The sequence below is a fragment of the Paraburkholderia sediminicola genome (assembly GCF_046027355.1).
GTDB classification, from domain to species: domain Bacteria; phylum Pseudomonadota; class Gammaproteobacteria; order Burkholderiales; family Burkholderiaceae; genus Paraburkholderia; species Paraburkholderia sediminicola_B.
On record NZ_JAQQEK010000002.1, the window covers coordinates 151,316 to 171,070 of the forward strand.

Consider the following 19,755-nt stretch of genomic DNA (forward strand, 5'->3'; position numbering starts at 1 on the left):
CACTGCCAAGGGTCGCGATGCTTTCGAATTTGCTGGTACAGCTGGTCAACGGACTCGCCGACGCGTCGACGCTGTTTCTCGTCGCCGCCGGTTTGTCGCTGATCTTCGGCGTGACGCGCATCGTCAACTTTGCGCACGGCTCGTTCTATATGTTCGGCATCTATGTCGCGTACAGCATCGCGAGCCGCTTCGGACACACGGCGGGCGGGTTCTGGTTGTCGGTGCTGGCGGCGGCGCTGGTGGTCGCGGTGCTGGGCGCGCTGGTCGAGATGATCGTTCTGCGGCGCATCTATCAGGCGCCCGAGCTGTTCCATCTGCTCGCCACGTTTGCCCTGGTGCTGATCTTTCGCGATGCCGCGCTGTGGCTGTGGGGTCCGGAAGACCTGTTCGGACCGCGTGCGCCGCATCTGGCGGGCGCGGTCGATTTCCTCGGTCATCCGCTGCCTACCTACGACATCGCGCTGATCGTGATCGGGCCGGTGGTGTTGCTGCTGCTCTGGTACGCGCTGACACGCACGCGCTGGGGCACGCTGGTGCGCGCCGCGACGCAGGATCGCGAGATGCTTGGTGCGCTCGGCATCAATCAGGCGTGGCTGTTTACCGGCGTGTTTTTCGTCGGCGCGTTTCTCGCCGGCTTGGGCGGCGCGCTGCAAGGGCCGCGCATGTCGGCGAATCTGTCGCTGGATCTGGAGACGATCGGCAACGCGTTTGTCGTCGTGGTGGTCGGCGGCATGGGGTCGATTCCGGGTGCGTTCATTGCCGCGCTGATCATCGCGGAGATCAAGGCGCTGTGCATCGGTATTGGCCATGTGACGATCTTCGGCGTCGGCTTGTCGTTGAGCCGCTTTACGCTGGTGGCGGAATTCGTCGTGATGGCGGTCGTGCTGGTGGTGCGCCCGTGGGGTTTGCTCGGCCGCGCGAGCGCCGCGGTGCGCGGCATGGCGGCGCCGGAAACGCCTTTGCGTCCGGCGGGCAAACGGCTCAAGTGGTTGGCCGTCATCGCTTTGCTCGTTCTGGTGCTTGCGCCGTTGGCGGCCAACGCGTTTCCGTACATGCCCGTGCTGCTGGTCGAGATTCTGATCGCCGTCTTGTTTGCAACGAGTCTGCATTTCATCATGGGACCGGGCGGCATGCATTCGTTCGGCCACGCCGCGTACTTCGGATTGGGTGCATATGGCGCCGCGCTGTTCCTCAAAGTGCTGAATCTGCCGATGGAAGCCGCCTTGCTGCTCGGACCGCTATTGGCGGTGGCCGGCGCGCTGGTGTTTGGCTGGTTCTGCGTGCGCCTCTCCGGCGTCTATCTCGCCATGCTGACGCTCGCGTTCGCGCAGATCGTCTGGTCCGTCGTGTTCCAGTGGGACGATGTGACGGGCGGCAGCAACGGCATTCTCGGGTTGTGGCCGTCGAACTGGTTGTCCTCGCCGGTGGCCTTTTACTACGTGACGCTCGTCTGCGCCGTGGTCGGCGTGTGGCTGTTGCGCAAGATGCTGTTCTCGCCGCTGGGTTACGCCATGCGGGCCTCGCGTGACTCAGTGCTGCGCGCCGAAGCGATCGGCATCGACGTGAAGCGCGTGCAATGGGCCGCGTTCGTGATCGCGTCGCTGTTCTGCGGGCTCGCGGGATCGTTGTATGCATTCTCCAAGGGCACGATTTCGCCGGAAGTGATCAGCGTGAGCCGTTCCGTGGACGGCCTCGTGATGGTCCTGCTCGGCGGCTTGCAGACACTCACCGGGCCGATTGTGGGCGCGGCCGTGTTCACGTGGCTGCAGGACACCGTCGCGCGCCAAACCGACTATTGGCAGGCGCTGCTGGGCTTCGCGATTCTGCTGCTGGTGATCGCGTTTCCGCAGGGGATCGCCGGCTTCATTCGCGAGCGTTTCGGCGACGACAGTGTCGATCAGGCGGAAACGAGCGCCGTCTCGCCTTCCCAACGCGCCGCGATCAAGGAGGGCCTATGAGCTTGCTGCGCGTCTCCGGCCTCTCCAAATCGTTCGGCGGCCTCAAAGCGGTCGACGATGTCTCGTTCGATCTCGAAGCCGGTCAATTGCTCGCCTTGCTCGGACCGAACGGCGCCGGCAAGTCGACCTGTTTCAATATGGTCAACGGGCAGTTGCCGCCGTCGTCCGGATCGATTCGTCTCGACGGTCACGAACTGGTCGGCATGCGTCCGCGCGACATCTGGCGTCTCGGCGTGGGCCGCACGTTTCAGATCGCCGCGACTTTCAATTCCATGACCGTGATCGAGAACGTGCAAATGGCGTTGGTCTCGCGCGAACGCAAAACCTTCGGCCTATGGAAATCCGCGGGCTCGCGCTATGCCGATGAAGCCCTCGCGTTGCTCGACCAGGTCGGCATGGCCGCGGACGCGAACCGCGCTTGCGGCGTGCTCGCTTATGGCGACGTGAAGCGCGTCGAACTCGCGATCGCGCTCGCCAACCGCCCGAAGCTGTTGTTGATGGACGAACCCACCGCCGGCATGGCGCCGAAGGAGCGCAATGAATTGATGGCGCTGACCAAGCGTCTCGTCACCGAACACAAGATTGGCGTGCTGTTTACCGAGCACAGCATGGACGTCGTATTCGCCTACGCCGATCGCCTGATCGTGCTCGCGCGCGGCAAGCTGATCGCCGAGGGCGACGCCGACACGATCCGCAACGACCCGCGCGTCCAGGAAGTCTATTTCGGCACCGGCAAGACCTTCCAGCCGCACGCGCCACTGCACGACGCGGCGGGCGGCCATGGCGGCCATCAGGGACAAGGAGCGCTGCAATGAGCGAGCCGATGCTGAAAGTCTCCGGCCTCAACGCGTTCTATGGCCGCGCGCATATTCTGTTCGACGTCGGCCTCGAAGTCGGGCGCGGCGAAGTCGTCGCGCTGATGGGCCGCAACGGCGCCGGCAAATCCACCACGATGAAAGCGGTGATGGGTCTACTGCCGCGCCGTCAGGGCGAAGTGAATTTTCGTGGGCAAAACATCACTGCGATGCCGCCGTACAAGATCGCGCGCATGGGCATGGGCTTCGTGCCCGAGGATCGGCGCGTGTTCGCGGATCTGACCGTGATGGAAAACCTCGACACCGGCCGCCAGCCGCCACGCGATGGCGCACCGCAATGGACGCCGGAAAAACTGTTCCGCCTCTTTCCCAATCTCGGCGAAATGCCGCAACGTCCGGGCGGCCAGATGAGCGGCGGTGAGCAGCAGATGCTCACCGTGTCGCGCACGCTGATGGGCAATCCGTATCTGGTGCTGCTCGACGAACCATCCGAAGGCGTGGCGCCCGTGATCGTCGAACAGATGGCGAACATGATTCTCGAACTCAAGCGCGAAGGGCTGTCGATTCTGTTGTCCGAACAGAACCTGCACTTCGCCGAGCTGGTCAGCGACCGCGCGTATGTGCTTGAAAAAGGGCAGATCCGTTTTAGCGGCACGATCGGTGAGCTCGCACAGAACGAAACAGTGAGGCGCGCTTATCTGAGCGTGTGATTCATCGGCCGGCGAGGCGCGCACCAAGTGGCGCGATTCGCGGCGCCGGGTAGTCGTTCCAAACTCGCGTTGCGAAAGGAGAGGCAGATGGCAGCAGAGACGTTGACAGGCTTGTCGGGCAAGCTCGCGGTAACGAACATCGGGCTGCTGTTATCCGGCGACATCGATCAGCCGATTCTCGACGCGGACACGCTCGTGATCGACGACGGCGTGATCGTCGCGGTCGGCCGCGAAAAGGACTGCGATCTCGAGGGCGCGCGCACGACGATCGATTGCAAAGGCACGACGGTCGCGCCCGGTTTGATCGACTCGCATGTGCATCCCGTGTTCGGCGACTGGACGCCGCGCCAGAATCAGATGGGCTGGATCGAATCGAATCTGAACGGTGGCGTCACCACGATGATTTCCGCCGGCGAAGTGCATTTGCCCGGCCGCCCGAAAGACGTGCTCGGCGTGAAGGCGCTCGCCATTACCGCGCAACGTTCGTTCGAAGGCATGCGCGGCGCGGGTGTCGGCGGCGGCGTGAAGGTGATGGCGGGCGCGCCGGTGATCGAGAAAGGCATGGTCGAGGAGGACTTCAAGGAACTCTCGGAAGCGGGCGTGAAACTGCTCGGCGAAGTCGGGCTCGGCAGCGTGAAGGGCGGCGAGGAAGCCGCGCAGATGGTCGCGTGGGCACGCAAGTACGGCATTCAGAGCACGATTCACACGGGCGGTCCGTCAATTCCCGGCTCGGGTCTGATCGATCGCGACGTGGTGCTCGCCGCCGACGCGGACGTGATCGGCCACATCAACGGCGGGCATACGTCGCTCTCTTACCGGCATGTTTGCGATCTGTGCGAGCAGTCGAGCCGCGCGCTGGAAATCGTCCACAACGGCAACGAACGGATCGCCTTGCTGACCGCGCGGCATGCGATCGAATTGAAGTGTCCGCACCGGATCATTCTCGGCACGGATAGTCCCGCCGGTTCCGGCGTGCAACCGCTCGGCATTTTGCGGATGATCGCGCTGATTTCGAGCCTCGCCGACGTGCCCGCGGAAATCGCCTTCTGTTTCGCAACCGGCAACACCGCGCGTCAACGCAACCTGCGCCAGGGGTTGATCGAAGTGGGCCGTCCCGCCGACCTCGTGTTCATGGACCGCGCGCAGCACACGGCGGCCGATACGCTGCTCGAAAGCGTGCAGCTTGGCGATATTCCGGGCGTGGGCATGGTGATGATCGACGGCTTGATCCGTTGCCGGCGCAGCCGCAACACGCCACCGGCCACCGAAGTGCCGGTGGTGCTGTGAGCACGTGCCGCAAAACGAGGCCGGCACGATCATGAACCGCCCGGCGCCTCTTATGCTGAACGTGAACGGCGCGACGCACCTTGTCAGCGCCGCCGCCGACACGCCCTTGCTCTACCTGCTGCGCAACGACCTCGCGCTGAACGGTCCGAAGTTCGGTTGCGGTCTCGGCGAATGCGGCGCGTGCACGGTGTTGCTCGATGGCATGCCGACGCGCGCGTGCGTCACCACCGCGAAGGTCGCGTTGGGCCGCGAGATCACTACACTCGAAGGACTGGGCACGCGCGCCGCGCTGCATCCGGTGCAGCAGGCGTTCATCGAGGAACAGGCCGCGCAATGCGGCTATTGCCTGAACGGCATGATCATGACGGCCAAGGCGCTGCTCGATCGCGATCCGCATCCGAGCGTCGAGACGATCCGGCGCGAGTTGTCGCGCAATCTGTGCCGCTGCGGCACGCATGTCGAGATCGTGCGCGCGGTGCAGCGCGCCGCTGAATTGCTTGCCGCTCAAACGGCGGCGCAATCAGCCGTGCACGAAGGAGTGCGCGCATGACCGGGCCGGATTTCAGCGTCGACCGACGCAGCGCGCCGCCGTCGCGGCAGCAGCTCTACGACGCGCAGAGCGTGCTGATCGTCACGCGGCCGCCGCAAGCGCCGGTGAAGCCGGCGATCGGTCAGCCGGGCTCGCGTTCATCGTTCGTGCCGACCGAAGCGGATATGTTCCTCGTGGTGCGCGACGACGGCAGCGTGGTCGCGTTCAACGGTCACGTCGATCTCGGCACGGGCATCGGGACGGCGCTCGCGCAGATCGTCGCGGAAGAACTGGATGTGCCGTTGACGCGCGTGTCGATCGTGCTCGGTCATACACGTGAAGCGCCGAATCAGGGGCCGACGATCGCCAGCGCGACAATTCAGATCTCGGCTGTGCCATTAAGGCACGCCGCGGCGCAGGCGCGGCAATTTCTGCTGGCGGAAGCGGCGGCGCGATTCAATGTGGGCGTCGAGCAACTCGATGTGCGTGATGGCGTTATCTATCAGCGTGACGGCGGCGCAGCGAAGGGCATCGGCTACGGCGATCTGATCAGCGGAAAACGCGTCGAATTGCAGCTCGCCACCGATGCGCCTTTGAAATCGCCAGACACGTACAAGATCGTCGGCAAGAGCGCACCGCGCGTCGATATTCCGGCGAAGGCCACCGGCGAATTGAGTTTCGTCCACGACGTGCGCGTGCCGGGCATGTTGCATGGCCGTGTGGTTCGCCCGCCGTACGCCGGTGTCGCGCAGGGCGACTTCATGGGCAACAGTCTGCTGCAAGTGGGCGAAGACTCCGTCAGCGATTTACCCGGGATCGTCAAGGTGGTGGTGATTCGCGATTTTGTCGGCATCGTGGCGGAGCGTGAGGAAGTCGCGCAGCAGGCCGTGAAGCGGCTTCACGTGCAATGGAAAGCGGTAGAAGGTTTGCCGTCGCTCGAAACCAGCGAGGAAGTGGAAGCGGCCTTGCGCGCGAATCCCGCCAAGCGACGCGATCTGGTGATCGACGGCGATGTTGATGCAGCCCTGGCACAAGATCCCGCTCGCACATTGGAACGCACCTATGTGTGGCCGTTTCAGATGCATGCGTCGATTGGGCCTTCTTGCGCAGTGGCCGACTATCGCGAGGGCGCGTTGAAGGTCTGGTCGGGCACGCAGAATCCGCATTCGCTGCGCGCCGATCTTGCTCTGTTGATGGGCATGGACGAAGCGCACATCGAGATCGTGCGGATGGAAGCGGCGGGCTGCTACGGCCGCAATTGCGCGGACGATGTCGCCGCCGACGCCGCGCTGCTTTCGCGTGCCACCGGCAGTCCGGTGCGCGTGCAACTCTCGCGCGAGGACGAGCATGCGTGGGAGCCGAAAGGCGCCGCGCAATTGATGGACGTGCGCGGCGCGTTGAATGCCGAGGGCGAACTGGCCGCGTACGACTTTGCAACGCGCTATCCGTCGAACGATGCGCCGACGCTGGCGCTGCTGCTGACCGGCACGATCTCCGCGCAGCCGCAAGTGTTCGAAATGGGCGACCGCACGGCTGTGCCGCCGTACGACTACCGCACCATGCGCATCGTTTGCGACGACACGCCGCCGATCGTGCGGGCGTCGTGGTTGCGCGGCGTTTCCGCGTTGCCGAACACGTTCGCGCACGAGTCGTTCATCGACGAACTAGCCGCGGAAGCGGGCGTCGATCCGCTCGAGTTTCGCCTGAAGCATTTGACCGATCCACGTGCGATCGAACTGGTCAAAGCCGTCGCTGAAAAGGCCGGCTGGGAACCCCGCAATACCGAGCTGAAAGAAGAACAGGGCGACATCGCACGCGGTCGCGGTATCGCTTACGCCCGCTACGTGCACAGCAAATTCCCCGGCTTCGGCGCGGCGTGGTCCGCGTGGGTCGCCGACGTCGAAGTCAATCGCAAGAGCGGCGAACTTGCGGTGACGCGCGTGGTGGTCGGCCAGGATACCGGCACGATGGTGAATCCCGACGGCGTGCGTCATCAGATCCACGGCAACGTAATCCAGACGACCAGCCGCGCGCTGAAAGAGCGCGTGACGTTCGGCGAGAACGCGGTGACGAGCCAGGAGTGGGGCGCGTATCCGATCCTGACCTTCCGTGAAGTACCCGTGATCGACGTGGTGATGATGCCGCGCCACGGCGAGCCGCCGATGGGCGCGGGCGAATCCGCGTCGCTGCCCGGCGCGGCGGCGATTGCCAATGCGCTATTCGATGCCACGGGCGTGCGTTTTCGACGGCCGCCGTTCACGCCGGAAACGATCCGCGCCGCGCTCGCCGATGCGCAAGCCGAAGACAAGGCGGCGCGTAAAAAGAAGCGCTGGCGGTTTGGGTTTCTCGGCGCGCTGGCAGCAGGAGCGGCGGGTTGGCTCGGTGCATTGTCGCTCGCGCCGCACGCTATCGCCCCGATCACGCCGCCGCTCGCGAGCGCGTTTGCGCCGGATCTCGTGGCGCGCGGCAAATTGCTGGTGTCGCTCGGCAACTGCGCGGTTTGTCATACCGCGCACAATGGCGTGCCGAACGCCGGCGGCAAACCGCTCGACACGCCTTTCGGCACCGTCTACAGCACCAACATCACGCCGGACGGTCAGACCGGCATCGGCAACTGGTCGCTCGAAGCCTTCGTGCGGGCGATGCGGCAAGGCATCAGCCGCGATGGTCATCGTCTCTATCCGGCCTTTCCGTACACATCGTTTCAGAACACCTCCGACGAAGATCTGAAAGCGCTCTACGCCTATCTGATGGCGCAAACGCCGGTGCGCTCACGTCCGCCGGAAACGAAGCTCGCGTATCCATTCAGCGTGCGTCCGCTGATGGCCGCATGGAACGGTCTCTTTCTCGGGCGCACGGCCTTCACCGCCCGCGCGACGCAAAGCGCGCAATGGAATCGCGGCGCGTATCTGGTGAACGGACTCGGCCATTGCACCGCGTGCCACACGCCGCGCAACGCATTCGGCGCCGAGAAAACCGGCGCGGCGTTCATGGGCGGCGGGATGGCGGATGGCTGGGAAGCGCCCGCGTTGTCGACGCTTTCGAGCGCGCCCGTACCCTGGAGCGAGGACGAACTGTTCAGCTATCTGCGCAACGGCCACGCGCCGTTGCATGGCGTCGCGGCCGGGCCGATGGCGCCGGTCGTCGGCGATCTGGCGGCGCTGCCCGACAGCGATATTCGCGCGATGGCGACGTATCTGGCGTCGCTCAATCCGTTGGAACCCAACGCCGATCCGGCTGCGGTGGCGCGTCAGTATGAACAGGCCAGCGCGATTTCAGGTGCGCCTGCGGGCCTCGGCGCGCGGCTCTTCGACGGCGCGTGCGCCGCCTGTCATCACACGGGCAGCGGGCCGCAACTGTTCGGCGCGCATCCTTCGCTGGCGCTTAACACGAATCTGCATAGCACGACGCCTGATAACCTGATTCGCGTGATTCTCGACGGCATCGGCTCGCCTGCGCGGCCCGAACTCGGTACGATGCCGGCTTACCGCGACAGTTTCAACGACGCCCAGGTCGCCGAACTCGTGTCGTACCTGCGTCAGCAGTTCGCCGGCGGCAAGCCGGCATGGCAGGACGTCACGGCGAGTGTCGCCCGGATTCGCGCGACGCCGCGGGCCGACTGAATCGCGAGCCGCTCGAACGCCCGATAACAACGACCGCATTCCCGCAATCCTTTTGATAACGGAGAAAACGCATGACCACGCGCGCAGGATGGATCTCTCGCCTCATGGTGCCGACGGTGCTCTCGTTCGCCGCCTTGAGCGCGAGCGCACAGCAGACCATCAAGATCGGCGAGATCAACAGTTACAAGGCACAGCCCGCCTTTCTCGGGCCTTACAAGAACGGCTGGAATCTCGCGCTCGAGCAGGTGAACGCCGCGGGCGGCGTGCTCGGCAAACAGCTCGAAGTGGTGTCGCGCGACGACAACGGCAATCCGGGCGACACGATTCGCGTCGCGCAGGAGCTGATCGCGCGTGAGCAGGTGCAGTTGCTGTTCGGCGGCTTCCTCTCGAACACCGGCCTTGCGCTGACCGACTTCGCGAAGCAGAAGAAGATTTTCTTCCTCGCCGCTGAACCGCTGACCGATAAGATCGTGTGGGCCGACGGCAACAAATACACGTACCGTCTGCGGCCTTCCACGTATATGCAGGTGGCGATGCTGGTGCCGGAAGCGGTCAAGCTGAAGAAGAAGCGCTGGGCGCTTGTCTATCCGAACTACGAGTACGGGCAATCGGCGGTGGCGACCTTCAAGAAGCTGCTGACGGCGGCGCAGCCCGACGTGCAGTTCGTCGCCGAGCAGGCCACGCCGCTCGGCAACGTCGATGCGGGCGCGGTGACGCAGGCAATCGCCGACGCGAAGCCGGATGCGATCTTCAACGTGCTATTCGGCGCGGATCTCGGCAAGTTCGTGCGTGAGGGCAATACGCGCGGGCTCTTCAAGGATCGCAGCGTGGTGTCGTTGCTGACGGGCGAGCCGGATTATCTCGACCCGCTGGGCGCTGAAGCGCCGACCGGCTGGATCGTCACGGGCTACCCGTGGTATTCGATCGATACGGCGGCCAACAAGAAGTTCGTCGATGCCTATCAGGCCAAGTATCACGACTATCCGCGGCTCGGCTCGGTGGTGGGTTATTCGGCGTTGATGTCGATTGCCGCCGGGATCAAGAAGGCGGGGTCGGTCGATCCGGATAAGCTCGCCGCCGCCTTCAAGGGCCTTGGCGTGGATACACCGTTTGGGCCGATCAGCTATCGCGCGCAGGACAATCAGTCGACCATGGGCGCGTATGTCGGCGTGACGGGTTTGAAGGACGGCAAGGGCATGATGACGTCGTACCGGTATATCGATGGCGCGAGTGTTCAGCCGTCGGATGCCGAGGTCAAGAAGCTGCGGCCTGCCGAGTAAGAACTTGATGATGCCTGCGGTGTTCGACGCCGCAGGCATCTAGAGCAACGAACGCCGCCGCCGCACGGCAAAGCACGGCGATAAGCGGAGGACTACTCCTCTGCGTCGTGCTCGATCACGAATCGTTTCAGATAAGCCAGCACGGCGGCTTCGACCGCGCGATGATCCGCGGTGCTTTTGGAGCCCGCATTCTCCTCGTCGCCGAACAGAGTGGAAGGCGCGTTGTGCACATCCACTTCCTGGCCTTCGCGAAAGACGCGAATCTCATGAACGTCTTCGGCGTACTCGGCGATCCAGTGCACGCCTTCGATATGCGCGCCGGCACGTACGGTAGGTATCTTCATGGACGTCTCCCGTCGGGCCGGACCACACGCCGACCCTTACCAACACCATACGCCGTCCAGATGAGCGGCGCGAGTCCCGTTGCCTGTTTCCTGAAGTTCTGCATTGATTCAGCGCGATCGTCGAATTTTTATCGAAGCTTGTTGCGCGGATAGGTCATTCCTTGCGCCACGTCAGGACGCCGAACATTCGCGGTAGACGGCATTTTCGCCCCGATTCACTCGCGCAACGCTGCGCGGCACAGCCGTTGCTGCATGACATAGGCCACAGCCAACTGGAGAACCGTCATGCCTGAAAAGAAAACCGTCGAACGTGCTCGCGCCGACAAACGCGCCGGCAAAGCATCGAGCACCCAAGCAGGTGAATTCGTCAAGGAACAGGTCGACAAGGTGCGTGCCGGCAAGCACGGCGTCAGGTCGGCCAAGCAGGCGATCGCGATTGGCCTTTCAGAAGCGCGCCGCGCGGGCGTCGCCGTGAAGTCGCCGAAGAAGGGCACGGCAAGCGAGGCCACCCGCAAGAAAGCCGCGACGGATAACGCCGCGGGCCAGCACAAGAGCACCACGAAAAAGAGCACGGAGTCGACAGCGAAGCGTTCACGCGCCGCTACCAATGCGTTGAAGCGTGAGGGCAGCGCGGGCGCATCGCGCGCGGCGCTGTCGAAGCAGACCAAAACCGCCGCGGCCAAACGCCCGGCCGCCAGCCGTTCCGCTGCGGCGAAGAAGGCGGCCGCGACGAAGGGCGCCGCAGGCCGTTCGGCGGCTGCGAAGAAAGCCGCTCATACGCGCGCTTCGCGTACGCACCACTGAGCTTCGCTGCAGTCGCGCGGCACGGCGGCCGCGCTGCGTTGCGCGATGCCGCCACCCTCGGCGTGCGTTGTTTGAGCGTGTAAGGCACATACCGCGCTCGAAAAAAAAGGCGGCGCAAATAACGCGCCGCCTTCTTGCTGCTGCTTATCGCGAGTTGATTACTGCACCGTAGCCAGCACGTCGCCCACGGTCTTGAAGAGGTGCGCGATCTGCTCTTCGTCGATGATGAGCGGCGGCGAGAACGCGAGAATATCGCCCGTGAAGCGCACCAGCACGCCCGCCTCGAAGCATTTGACGAAGGCTTCATAAGCCCGTGCACCCGGCGCGCCGTCGCGCGATTCGAGTTCCACGCCGGCAATCATGCCCAAGTTGCGCACGTCCTTCACGTGCTTCGCGCCGCGCAGCGAATGGGCGGCGGCTTCGAACGTCGGCGCGAGCGTCGCGGCGCGTTCGAACAGACCTTCGCGCTTATACAGGTCCAGCGTGGCGACTGCGGCAGCCGTCGCGGCCGGGTGGGCCGAATACGTGTAGCCGTGGAACAGTTCGATTGCGCCTTGCGCGCCGCTGTTCACGATGCTGTCGTGGATCGTGCGGCTCGCGGCCACCGCGCCCATCGGGATCGCGGCATTGTTGATGGCCTTCGCCATCGTGATCAGGTCCGGCGTCACGCCGAAGTACTCGCTCGCCGTGGCCTTGCCGACGCGGCCGAAAGCGGTGATCACTTCGTCGAAAATCAGCAGGATGCCGTGCTTCGTGCAGATCTCGCGCAGCTTTTGCAGATAGCCTTGCGGCGGAATCAGCACGCCCGTCGAGCCGGCCACCGGTTCGACGATCACCGCGGCGATGGTCGACGCGTCGTGCAGTGTGACGATGCGCTCGAGTTCCTCGGCGAGGTGCGCGCCCCACGCCGGCTGGCCTTTCGAGAACGCGTTGTGTTCGAGGTTATGCGTGTGCGGCAGATGATCGACCGCCGGCAGCAGCGCGCCCGAGAAGGTCTTACGGTTCGGTGCGATGCCGCCGACCGAGATGCCGCCGAAGCCCACGCCGTGATAGCCGCGCTCGCGGCCGATCAGGCGCGTACGCTGGCCTTCGCCGCGCGAACGGTGGTACGCCAGCGCGATTTTCAGCGCGGTATCGACCGATTCCGAGCCCGAGTTCGTGAAGAAGATGCGGTCGAGGCCTTCCGGCATCAGTTCCGCAACTTTCGTGGCCGCTTCGAAGGCGAGCGGGTGGCCCATCTGGAAGGTCGGCGCGAAGTCGAGCGTGGAGAGTTGCTGGGTGATTGCCGCGACGATTTCCTCGCGGCCGTGACCGGCGTTCACGCACCATAGACCCGCGCAACCGTCGAGCACTTCACGCCCGTCCGTGCTGCGGTAGTACATGCCCTTGGCCGATTCCAGCAGGCGCGGCGCGGCCTTGAACTGGCGGTTGGCGGTAAAGGGCATCCAGAAAGACGACAGATCGTCGATGACGGGGCGCGAAGTCATGAATATCTCCTTGAATCGAAGTAGTCCCCCAAAAGGACTTCCTTCGGGGCATGGCGAAACTGTAGCGTTCGCGGTTTAATGGCGGCATAAACAGTTGACGCAGTGTGGCGCTAACTGTGTTGGTGGATTTGCACCAACTGTGTCGATGCTTGCCGTAGCGGGTCGGCAAGCTCGCCGGCGCCACATTTCGCACGTACTCATACGCTCAGCCGCCCTGCGCGGCCTGCTTTTTCGTCCTGACCATGATCGAACTACAACTCGAGCGCGACCGGCGCGCCGCTCCCACGCTTGTCGAGCAGGTGGTGCAAGGCTTCGCGCGCGCCATCGAAGGGCAATCGTTGCGCGCGGGCGCGCTGCTGCCGTCGGTGCGGCAACTGGCGCAAAGCCACGACCTGAGCACCTTCACGGTCACGGAGGCGTACAACCGGCTGGTGTCGATGGGCCTCGTGGTCGCGCGGCGCGGCTCCGGCTATCGCGTGGCGGCGCGCTCGCAGTCCGCGCGGGTCGCCGCCACCGACTGGCAGCCGCCGAGTATCACCGCGACCTGGCTCCTGTCCGACGTGTTCGCCGACCATTCGGTGCCGATCAAGGCAGGCGGCGGCTGGCTGCCGAACGAGTGGATCAACGAGACCGGTTTGCAGCACGCGCTGCGGGCCATGAGCCGGGTGCCGGCGGCGCGCCTCGGCGATTACGGGCATCCGTACGGATTCGCGCCGTTGCGCGAGCGGATCGCCGAACAACTCGACCGGCGCGGCCTGCCGGTCGATGTGTCCAACATCCTACTCACACAGGGCGCGACGCAGGGGCTGGATCTGATCGTGCGCACCTTGCTGCGCGCGGGGGATGCCGTGATCGTCGAAGATCCCGGCTATTGCAATCTGCTGCAGATCCTCAAACTGGCCGGCCTGGTGGTGCATGGCGTGCCGCGCACGCCGGCGGGCGTCGATACGGACGTGCTCGAAGCGCTGGTCGCCGAGCACAAGCCGAAGGCGATCTTCGTCAACACGACGCTGCAGAATCCGACCGGCGCGACCTTCGGCATGTCGGCGGCGTTCCGCCTGCTGCAGATCGCCGAGCGTCAGCGCATGTGGGTGATCGAAGACGATGTGAGTCGCGAACTCGCGCCGACCGGCGCGCCGCTGTTCGCGGCGATGGAAGGCTTGCAGCGCGTGCTGTACGTCGGTGGCTTTTCGAAGACGGTGACGCCGGGGCTGCGCTGCGGCTACGTGGTCGCCGAGCGCGCGGTGCTGCGCGAATTGGCGCGCACGAAAATGGCGGTGGGGTTGACGTCGTCGGAGGCGATCGAGCGGATCGTCGACAAGGTATTGCTGGAGGGGCGCTACGCGCGTCACGTGGAAGCCGTCAACGAGCGTCTCAAGCTCGCGCATGCCACCGTCGAAGAACGGCTCGATTCACTCGGTCTCGAACTGTTTCACCGGCCGCGCGCCGGGCTGTTCCTGTGGGCGCGCTTGCCGATCGAAGCGGAGCGCGCCGGCGAAGTGGCGACGGCCGCGCTTACTCACGGTATCTGGCTCGCGCCGGGCTCCTACTTCCGTCCCGATGATGCCCCAAGTGCCTGGTTCCGCTTCAACGCACCGTATTCGACGGATGATGCGTTGTGGCGGTTCATCGAGCGGGTGGGGCAGGGCTCGCTGTAGCAACCGCGTTCAGGCAGACTGCCCGATCAGCTTCAGCGCGATGGGATACAGCGACAGCACCAGCAATAAAGCCATCGCCACATTGAAGACGCGCAGCCGCTTCGGATCCGACAGCACCTGCCGCATGGCGGTGCCGAAACCCGCCCACAGGCAGATGCACGGAAAGCCGATCACGTAGAAGATCACCGCCATGGCGATTGCGTTCATGCTGTAGCTCTCGCTGAGATGGATCGTCGTGGCGGCGGTCAGCACCATCATCCATGCCTTCGGATTGACCCACTGGAAGGCGATCGCTTCGTAGAACTTCATGGGCCGGCGCTCGCCTTTTTTCACCTTCAATTCGCCCGAGGTGCCGATCTTCCATGCGAGGTACAGCAGATACGCGACGCTCGCGACTTCGAGCACCGTGTACAGCACGGGGAAATGCACGAAGGCTTCGCCCAGACCGATCCCGACCGACAGCATCAACAGCACGACGCCCGCGCTGATGCCGGACAGATGCGGCAACGTGCGACGGAACCCGAAATTGACCCCCGAGGCCAGCAGCATCGTGTTGTTCGGACCGGGTGTGATGGTGGTGACGAGCGCGAACAGGATGCCGGCGGGCAGCGCGCTGAGACTGAGATAAGACATGGAAAGCTCCGGTGTCGGTCGGAAGGACATTGGAGCATTCTAGCGAGCGTTGCCGGTACAGTACCGATACGGTTTATGAGATGGTGTCCGGTACGGGTGGCGGTGGATTGCCTGCGTGCGGCGGACTGGGGATCGCCATGAGATGAACGTAGCAGTGACTTTATCGATCGCGGCGGGATGTCGGAGTAAGCCCATTCAAGGACGCGACATAATGCGCCACGTCCTGAACATCCTCGGCGTTCAGAGGTTTGGGAAACAACCTCGGCATGATGCCCGACGGTTCCCGGATGCGCGCTTCGATATCGGCTGTCTGATAGCGGCTCGAAATGCCGATCAGTGGCGGACCCACTCCGCCTTCGCCGTTTTGCCCATGGCATGCCGCGCAATGTGCGGCATAGATCGATGCGCCGTGCGCAGCCGGCATGGAGGTCCGCGGAACCGACGGACCGTTGGCCGGTGCGCTTGCTGACGGCATACCGTTGTTCAACAGCGCAATACTGTCGGCCGGCGGACTCGGGGGCAGCGAAGCGAGATACGCGTGAATGCGTGAGATATCGTCATCCGAGAGAATTTTCTCGCTGAAGATCGGCATCTGGCCTTTGGGATTGCGCACATACGCTTGCATCGCCGGGAGCGGTATGGGGTGGGGTGCCAGAGCCGGTCCGGTCGTGACACTGCCCTGCCCGAATATGCCGTGGCATTCGTAGCAGCCTTTCTGCATGTAGAGGGTGCGTCCGGCCTCGATATCGGTATCCGTGCCGGCATGTGACAGGATCGGCCATGCACAGACGATAGCCGCTGCAAAGACCCGGGCAGCGCGGACGGTTGAACCAGCATGAGCTTTCATCGACGGTTCCGTTACCTGGGTTGAGTCAGCACATCCACCAGCGCAGGCTTGCCGCTTCTAACCTGCGCCATTGCACGCGCGAGTGCCGGTCCGAGATCGGCCGGCTGCGATATCGGACCTTCCGCCCACATGCCCATGCTTTTCGCCATCGCCGCATAATCGATCGGTGGATCGTGAAGCACCGTGCCGATCGTTCCGCGTTCAGGATGCCGGTCTCTGCGGCTCGCCATGCGCTGGATGTGCATGGTCTCCTGATGCCACGCCCGGTTGTTGTGCATCACCGTCAGCAGCGGCAAGCGATGATGGGCAGCGGTCCAAAGCGCGCCCGGAAGCACCATCAGATCACCGTCGGTCTGAATGTTGACCGCTATGCGGCCGGCGTCACGATGCGCGAGGGCGGCGCCTACCGCGGCGGGCGCGCCGTAGCCGACGCCATAGCCGCCCCCGGAACCGATGAACTGATAGGTCTTCGTGAAGTCCCACAGCCGCTGCGGCCACATGCTGATCGGGTTGGGCGGAGACACCAGCGCCCAGTCCTCATGGCGGATGGCGTTCCAGACTTCCTGGCACAGTCGCGCGGTGCTGATGGGGCTGCCATCCCATGCCCGCGTCGCGGCTTCGCGTGCGTTATTTCGCATCCTTTCAAACGCCTGCCGCATCGGCTCTTTGCGTGCGCGAGCAGCGTCGCGTTGCGCCGGCGTCATCGCCGTGAGCACGGCATGCAGCAGTCCGGGCAGCGACGCCTCCCCATCGCCGGCAATGGGCAGCGTGGCGGCGAAATATCGCTCGGCGTCCTGCATGTTCGACTTGCCGTACAGGTAGGCCGTGGAGAGGCTGATGACCTTGACGTCGCTGTTTGCGCGCGGCTTCGACGGGCGGCTGATGGTATCGGGCACGCTTCCCGTCAGTCCCCATACATCGCCGACTTCCAGCGCCAGAATGACGTCCGCCTGTTCGAGCAGCCGCGCCTGCAGCGAAGAGTGGTTGAGGTAGTGGTTGGTCGGGAAGTTCATGCGCCCGAGCAGATCGATGACGGGCGCATTGAGCGACTCCGCGAGCTTGACCAGCGTGTCCATCGCCGTCTGCGTCCTGACGGCCCGATCGGCCACGATGACCGGCGCCTTTGCGTCGCATATCAAAGAGGCTGCCGCCGCCAGCGCATCGGGGCTGCCAACGGGCGGCGTCGCTTCGCGGAGCGGGGGCACGCGGATATCGCGCGGATCGGCAATCGGCTGCTCCTGGAGTTCGGCATCCGCGACAATCAGCACGGGCTCCATTGGCGGGGTGACCGACATGGTGTAAGCGCGCATGAACGACTCGGCGTAATGCTGAAGCGACACGGGGTAGTCGTCCCACTTCGTATAATCGCGCACGAGCGCGCCAAGGTCCTGGGCCGTGTGATACCACTCCACGCCGGGGCGGCGTTTGGCGGCGTCCGCAATGTTGCCTGCCAGCACCATCATCGGCACGCGGTCGCACCACGCGTTGTAGATTGCCATCGAGGCGTGCTGCAGACCGACCGTGCTATGGACGAGACAGGCCATCGGCTTGCCCGCGACTTTGGCGTAGCCATGCGCAATGGCAGCCGACGCTTCTTCGTGCGTGCAGACGATCAGTTGCGGATGCGTATCGCCGGCGTAGTTGACGATCGATTCGTGAATGCCGCGAAAGGTCGAGCCGGGCATCGCGGCGACATAGTCGATGCCGGCGATCCGCAGCAGATCGACCATGAAGTCCGAGCCGGGATTGCCGATATGCGCCGCGTCGGTAGCGGGCGCTTCGTCTAGCGACGGCGCCAGCGTCTCGGACGCGACCAGCGCCTGGGACGGTCTGCCCACTGCCGGTTCCTTGCCGGCAGCAGGTTGTGCGGCGCCGGTGTTCGGTGTTGCGAGCACGGCAGCCGTGCCGGTGACAAGCGCCTCTTTCAGAAACTTACGTCGGCCAGTCATGTTTCTGTTTCCTTTTTCTATTCATGAAGCCGGCTCATGCGCGTAGCGTGCGCGGCGCCACCGACGCTGCGTCGAACACGGACGCCTGTCAGTCGATATAACGCAGCCCCAGCTTCGCCAACGGCTCACGCATCTGGTACATGTCCAGCCCCAACACGCCCGCGGCGAGCTTCGCGCGCTTCTGCGCTTCGTTCGCCTCGCGCGCGCTCGCGTTCTCGAGCGTGCGCGCCGCCATCGCTTGCGGCACGACGACCACGCCATCCTGATCCGCGACGATGACGTCGCCAGGCGTGACGAGCGCGCCCGCGCAGACCACCGGCACGTTGACCGAACCTAACGTCGCCTTGATCGTGCCTTTCGACGAGATCGCCTTGCTCCACACGGGGAAGTTCATTTCGGCGAGCACGCTGACGTCGCGTACGCCCGCATCGATCACCAGTCCGCGTGCGCCGCGCGCCTTGAAGCTGGTGGCGAGCAGATCGCCGAAGTAACCGTCGGTGCAATCGGCCGTGATGGCGGCGACCACCAGGTCGCCGGGTTGAATCTGTTCGGCGGCCACATGCAGCATCCAGTTGTCGCCAGGGTGCAATAACACGGTGACGGCCGTGCCCGATGCATTCGCACCGGCATAGATCGGCCGCATATACGGCTTGAGCAGACCGGTGCGGCCCATTGCTTCATGCACGGTAGCGCTGCCGAGCGCGCCGAGTGCGTCCGCGACGCGGCTGTGCGCGCGCGTGATGTTGCGATAAACGACTCCGAGTTCGTACATGATCAACGTCCTTGCGCGGTGAGGGCGGCATCCAGACGCGGATAGACGCGGCGTGCATTACCTTCGTAAATCTTGAAGCGCTGTTCGGGGTGCATGTCGGCGGCTTCGATGTAGCGTTTCGTATCGTCGAAATAGTGCTGCGTGTACGGATCGATACCGCGCACCGCGCCGATCATCTCGCTCGCGAACAGGATGTTGTCGACGGGAATCACTTCGGTAAGCAGATTGATGCCGGGCTGGTGATACACGCAGGTGTCGAAGAACACGTTGTTGAGGAGGTGCTCTTCCAGTGGCGGCTTTTTCATCTCCTGCGCGAGACCGCGGAAACGACCCCAGTGATACGGCACCGCGCCGCCGCCATGCGGAATCACAAAACGCAGCGTGGGGAAATCATGGAACAGGTCCGACGTCAGGCACTGCATGAAAGCAGTCGTATCGGCGTTCAGGTAGTGCGCGCCGGTCGTATGGAAACACGCGTTGCAACTCGTACTCACATGAATCATTGCCGGAATGTCGTACTCGACCATCTTCTCGTAGATGGGATACCAATAGCGGTCGGAAAGCGGTGGACTGGTCCAGTGTCCGCCGGACGGATCGGGATTCAGGTTGATCGCGACGTTGCCGTACTCTTCGACGCATTTCACCAGTTCGGGAATGCAGCTCGCCGTATCCACGCCCGGACTCTGCGGCAGCATCGCCGCGGGAATGAAATGTTGCGGAAACAGCTGGCTCACGCGATAGCACAACTCGTTGCAGATCGCCGCCCAGGTGCTCGACACCGCGAAGTCGCCGATGTGATGCGCCATGAAGCTCGCGCGCGGACTGAACACGGTGAGATCGAGCCCGCGTTCGCGCATCAGTCGCAGCTGGTTGGTCTCGATCGAGTCGCGCAGTTCGTCGTCGCTGATCTTCAGCTCGGAAGGCTTGGGTCTGTCCGAAGGCTGGCCGATCGCCGCGATCTGGCGGTTGCGCCAGGTCTCCAGCGCTTTGGGCGCGGTCGTGTAGTGCCCGTGGATGTCGATGATCATGGTTGGCTCCTGGGAAATTCGGCGCGTGCAT

General features: G+C 64.2%; 16 protein-coding genes. 9 read left to right on the forward strand and 7 right to left on the reverse strand.

Features of this window, described 5'->3' with window-relative positions; translation table 11 throughout:
* The first annotated feature begins 17 nt into the window (after positions 1 to 17).
* The 7 genes from PQR42_RS03935 (at position 18) to PQR42_RS03965 (ending at position 10,202) form a co-directional block, all read left to right on the forward strand.
* Entirely contained in the window at positions 18 to 1,958 is a 1,941-nt protein-coding gene (locus tag PQR42_RS03935; protein WP_408382579.1) for an ABC transporter permease, read from the forward strand.
* Positions 1,955 to 2,773, forward strand: coding sequence for an ABC transporter ATP-binding protein (locus tag PQR42_RS03940; protein WP_408382581.1), 819 nt, complete (start codon positions 1,955 to 1,957; stop codon positions 2,771 to 2,773). The genes PQR42_RS03935 and PQR42_RS03940 overlap by 4 nt, the downstream gene beginning before the upstream one ends.
* Positions 2,770 to 3,483 (forward strand): ABC transporter ATP-binding protein, encoded by a 714-nt coding sequence (locus PQR42_RS03945; protein WP_408204936.1) that lies wholly within the window; start codon positions 2,770 to 2,772, stop codon positions 3,481 to 3,483. Before PQR42_RS03940 ends, PQR42_RS03945 begins: the two co-directional genes overlap by 4 nt.
* An 87-nt stretch (positions 3,484 to 3,570) precedes the next feature.
* On the forward strand, positions 3,571 to 4,770 hold the full coding sequence (locus PQR42_RS03950) for an amidohydrolase family protein (protein WP_408493568.1): 1,200 nt from the start codon (positions 3,571 to 3,573) through the stop codon (positions 4,768 to 4,770).
* Between the two features lie 31 nt (positions 4,771 to 4,801).
* Positions 4,802 to 5,320, forward strand: coding sequence for a (2Fe-2S)-binding protein (locus PQR42_RS03955; RefSeq protein ID WP_408204938.1), 519 nt, complete (start codon positions 4,802 to 4,804; stop codon positions 5,318 to 5,320).
* Positions 5,317 to 8,922, forward strand: a complete 3,606-nt coding sequence (locus tag PQR42_RS03960) for a molybdopterin cofactor-binding domain-containing protein (RefSeq protein ID WP_408493569.1) — start codon at positions 5,317 to 5,319, stop codon at positions 8,920 to 8,922. The genes PQR42_RS03955 and PQR42_RS03960 overlap by 4 nt, the downstream gene beginning before the upstream one ends.
* Before the next feature lie 71 nt (positions 8,923 to 8,993).
* On the forward strand, positions 8,994 to 10,202 hold the full coding sequence (locus PQR42_RS03965; protein ID WP_408382585.1) for an ABC transporter substrate-binding protein: 1,209 nt from the start codon (positions 8,994 to 8,996) through the stop codon (positions 10,200 to 10,202).
* Positions 10,203 to 10,294: 92 nt separating this feature from the next.
* Here PQR42_RS03965 and PQR42_RS03970 read toward each other — a convergent pair whose 3' ends face one another.
* Positions 10,295 to 10,546 (reverse strand): hypothetical protein, encoded by a 252-nt coding sequence (locus PQR42_RS03970; RefSeq protein ID WP_007178046.1) that lies wholly within the window; start codon positions 10,544 to 10,546, stop codon positions 10,295 to 10,297.
* A 285-nt stretch (positions 10,547 to 10,831) separates the two neighbouring features.
* On the opposite strand from PQR42_RS03970, the gene PQR42_RS03975 reads away from it, so the two are divergent.
* Positions 10,832 to 11,350, forward strand: a complete 519-nt coding sequence (locus PQR42_RS03975; protein WP_408204941.1) for a DUF6496 domain-containing protein — start codon at positions 10,832 to 10,834, stop codon at positions 11,348 to 11,350.
* A 158-nt stretch (positions 11,351 to 11,508) separates the two neighbouring features.
* Here PQR42_RS03975 and aptA read toward each other — a convergent pair whose 3' ends face one another.
* Entirely contained in the window at positions 11,509 to 12,837 is a 1,329-nt protein-coding gene (aptA, locus tag PQR42_RS03980) for an omega-aminotransferase AptA (protein WP_408204942.1), read from the reverse strand.
* Between the two features lie 242 nt (positions 12,838 to 13,079).
* Here aptA and PQR42_RS03985 point away from each other — a divergent pair, with 242 nt between their 5' ends.
* Positions 13,080 to 14,495 (forward strand): aminotransferase-like domain-containing protein, encoded by a 1,416-nt coding sequence (locus PQR42_RS03985; protein WP_408204943.1) that lies wholly within the window; start codon positions 13,080 to 13,082, stop codon positions 14,493 to 14,495.
* 9 nt (positions 14,496 to 14,504) lie between these two features.
* On the opposite strand, the gene PQR42_RS03990 is transcribed toward PQR42_RS03985, so the two are convergent.
* From PQR42_RS03990 to PQR42_RS04010, 5 genes are all read right to left on the reverse strand, one after another.
* Positions 14,505 to 15,128: a LysE family translocator gene (locus tag PQR42_RS03990; RefSeq protein WP_408204944.1), complete on the reverse strand. Its 624-nt coding sequence runs from the start codon at positions 15,126 to 15,128 to the stop codon at positions 14,505 to 14,507.
* A 160-nt stretch (positions 15,129 to 15,288) separates the two neighbouring features.
* The gene (locus tag PQR42_RS03995; protein WP_408382587.1) at positions 15,289 to 15,975 is read right to left on the reverse strand and encodes a c-type cytochrome; all 687 of its coding nucleotides are present in this window, start codon (positions 15,973 to 15,975) and stop codon (positions 15,289 to 15,291) included.
* A gap of 11 nt (positions 15,976 to 15,986) precedes the next feature.
* Complete coding sequence (locus PQR42_RS04000; RefSeq protein ID WP_408382589.1) at positions 15,987 to 17,924, reverse strand: thiamine pyrophosphate-binding protein; 1,938 nt, start codon at positions 17,922 to 17,924, stop codon at positions 15,987 to 15,989.
* A gap of 88 nt (positions 17,925 to 18,012) precedes the next feature.
* On the reverse strand, positions 18,013 to 18,696 hold the full coding sequence (ligK, locus tag PQR42_RS04005) for a 4-carboxy-4-hydroxy-2-oxoadipate aldolase/oxaloacetate decarboxylase (protein ID WP_408382590.1): 684 nt from the start codon (positions 18,694 to 18,696) through the stop codon (positions 18,013 to 18,015).
* Positions 18,697 to 18,698: 2 nt separating this feature from the next.
* Positions 18,699 to 19,724: an amidohydrolase family protein gene (locus PQR42_RS04010; protein WP_408382592.1), complete on the reverse strand. Its 1,026-nt coding sequence runs from the start codon at positions 19,722 to 19,724 to the stop codon at positions 18,699 to 18,701.
* Positions 19,725 to 19,755 lie beyond the last annotated feature (31 nt).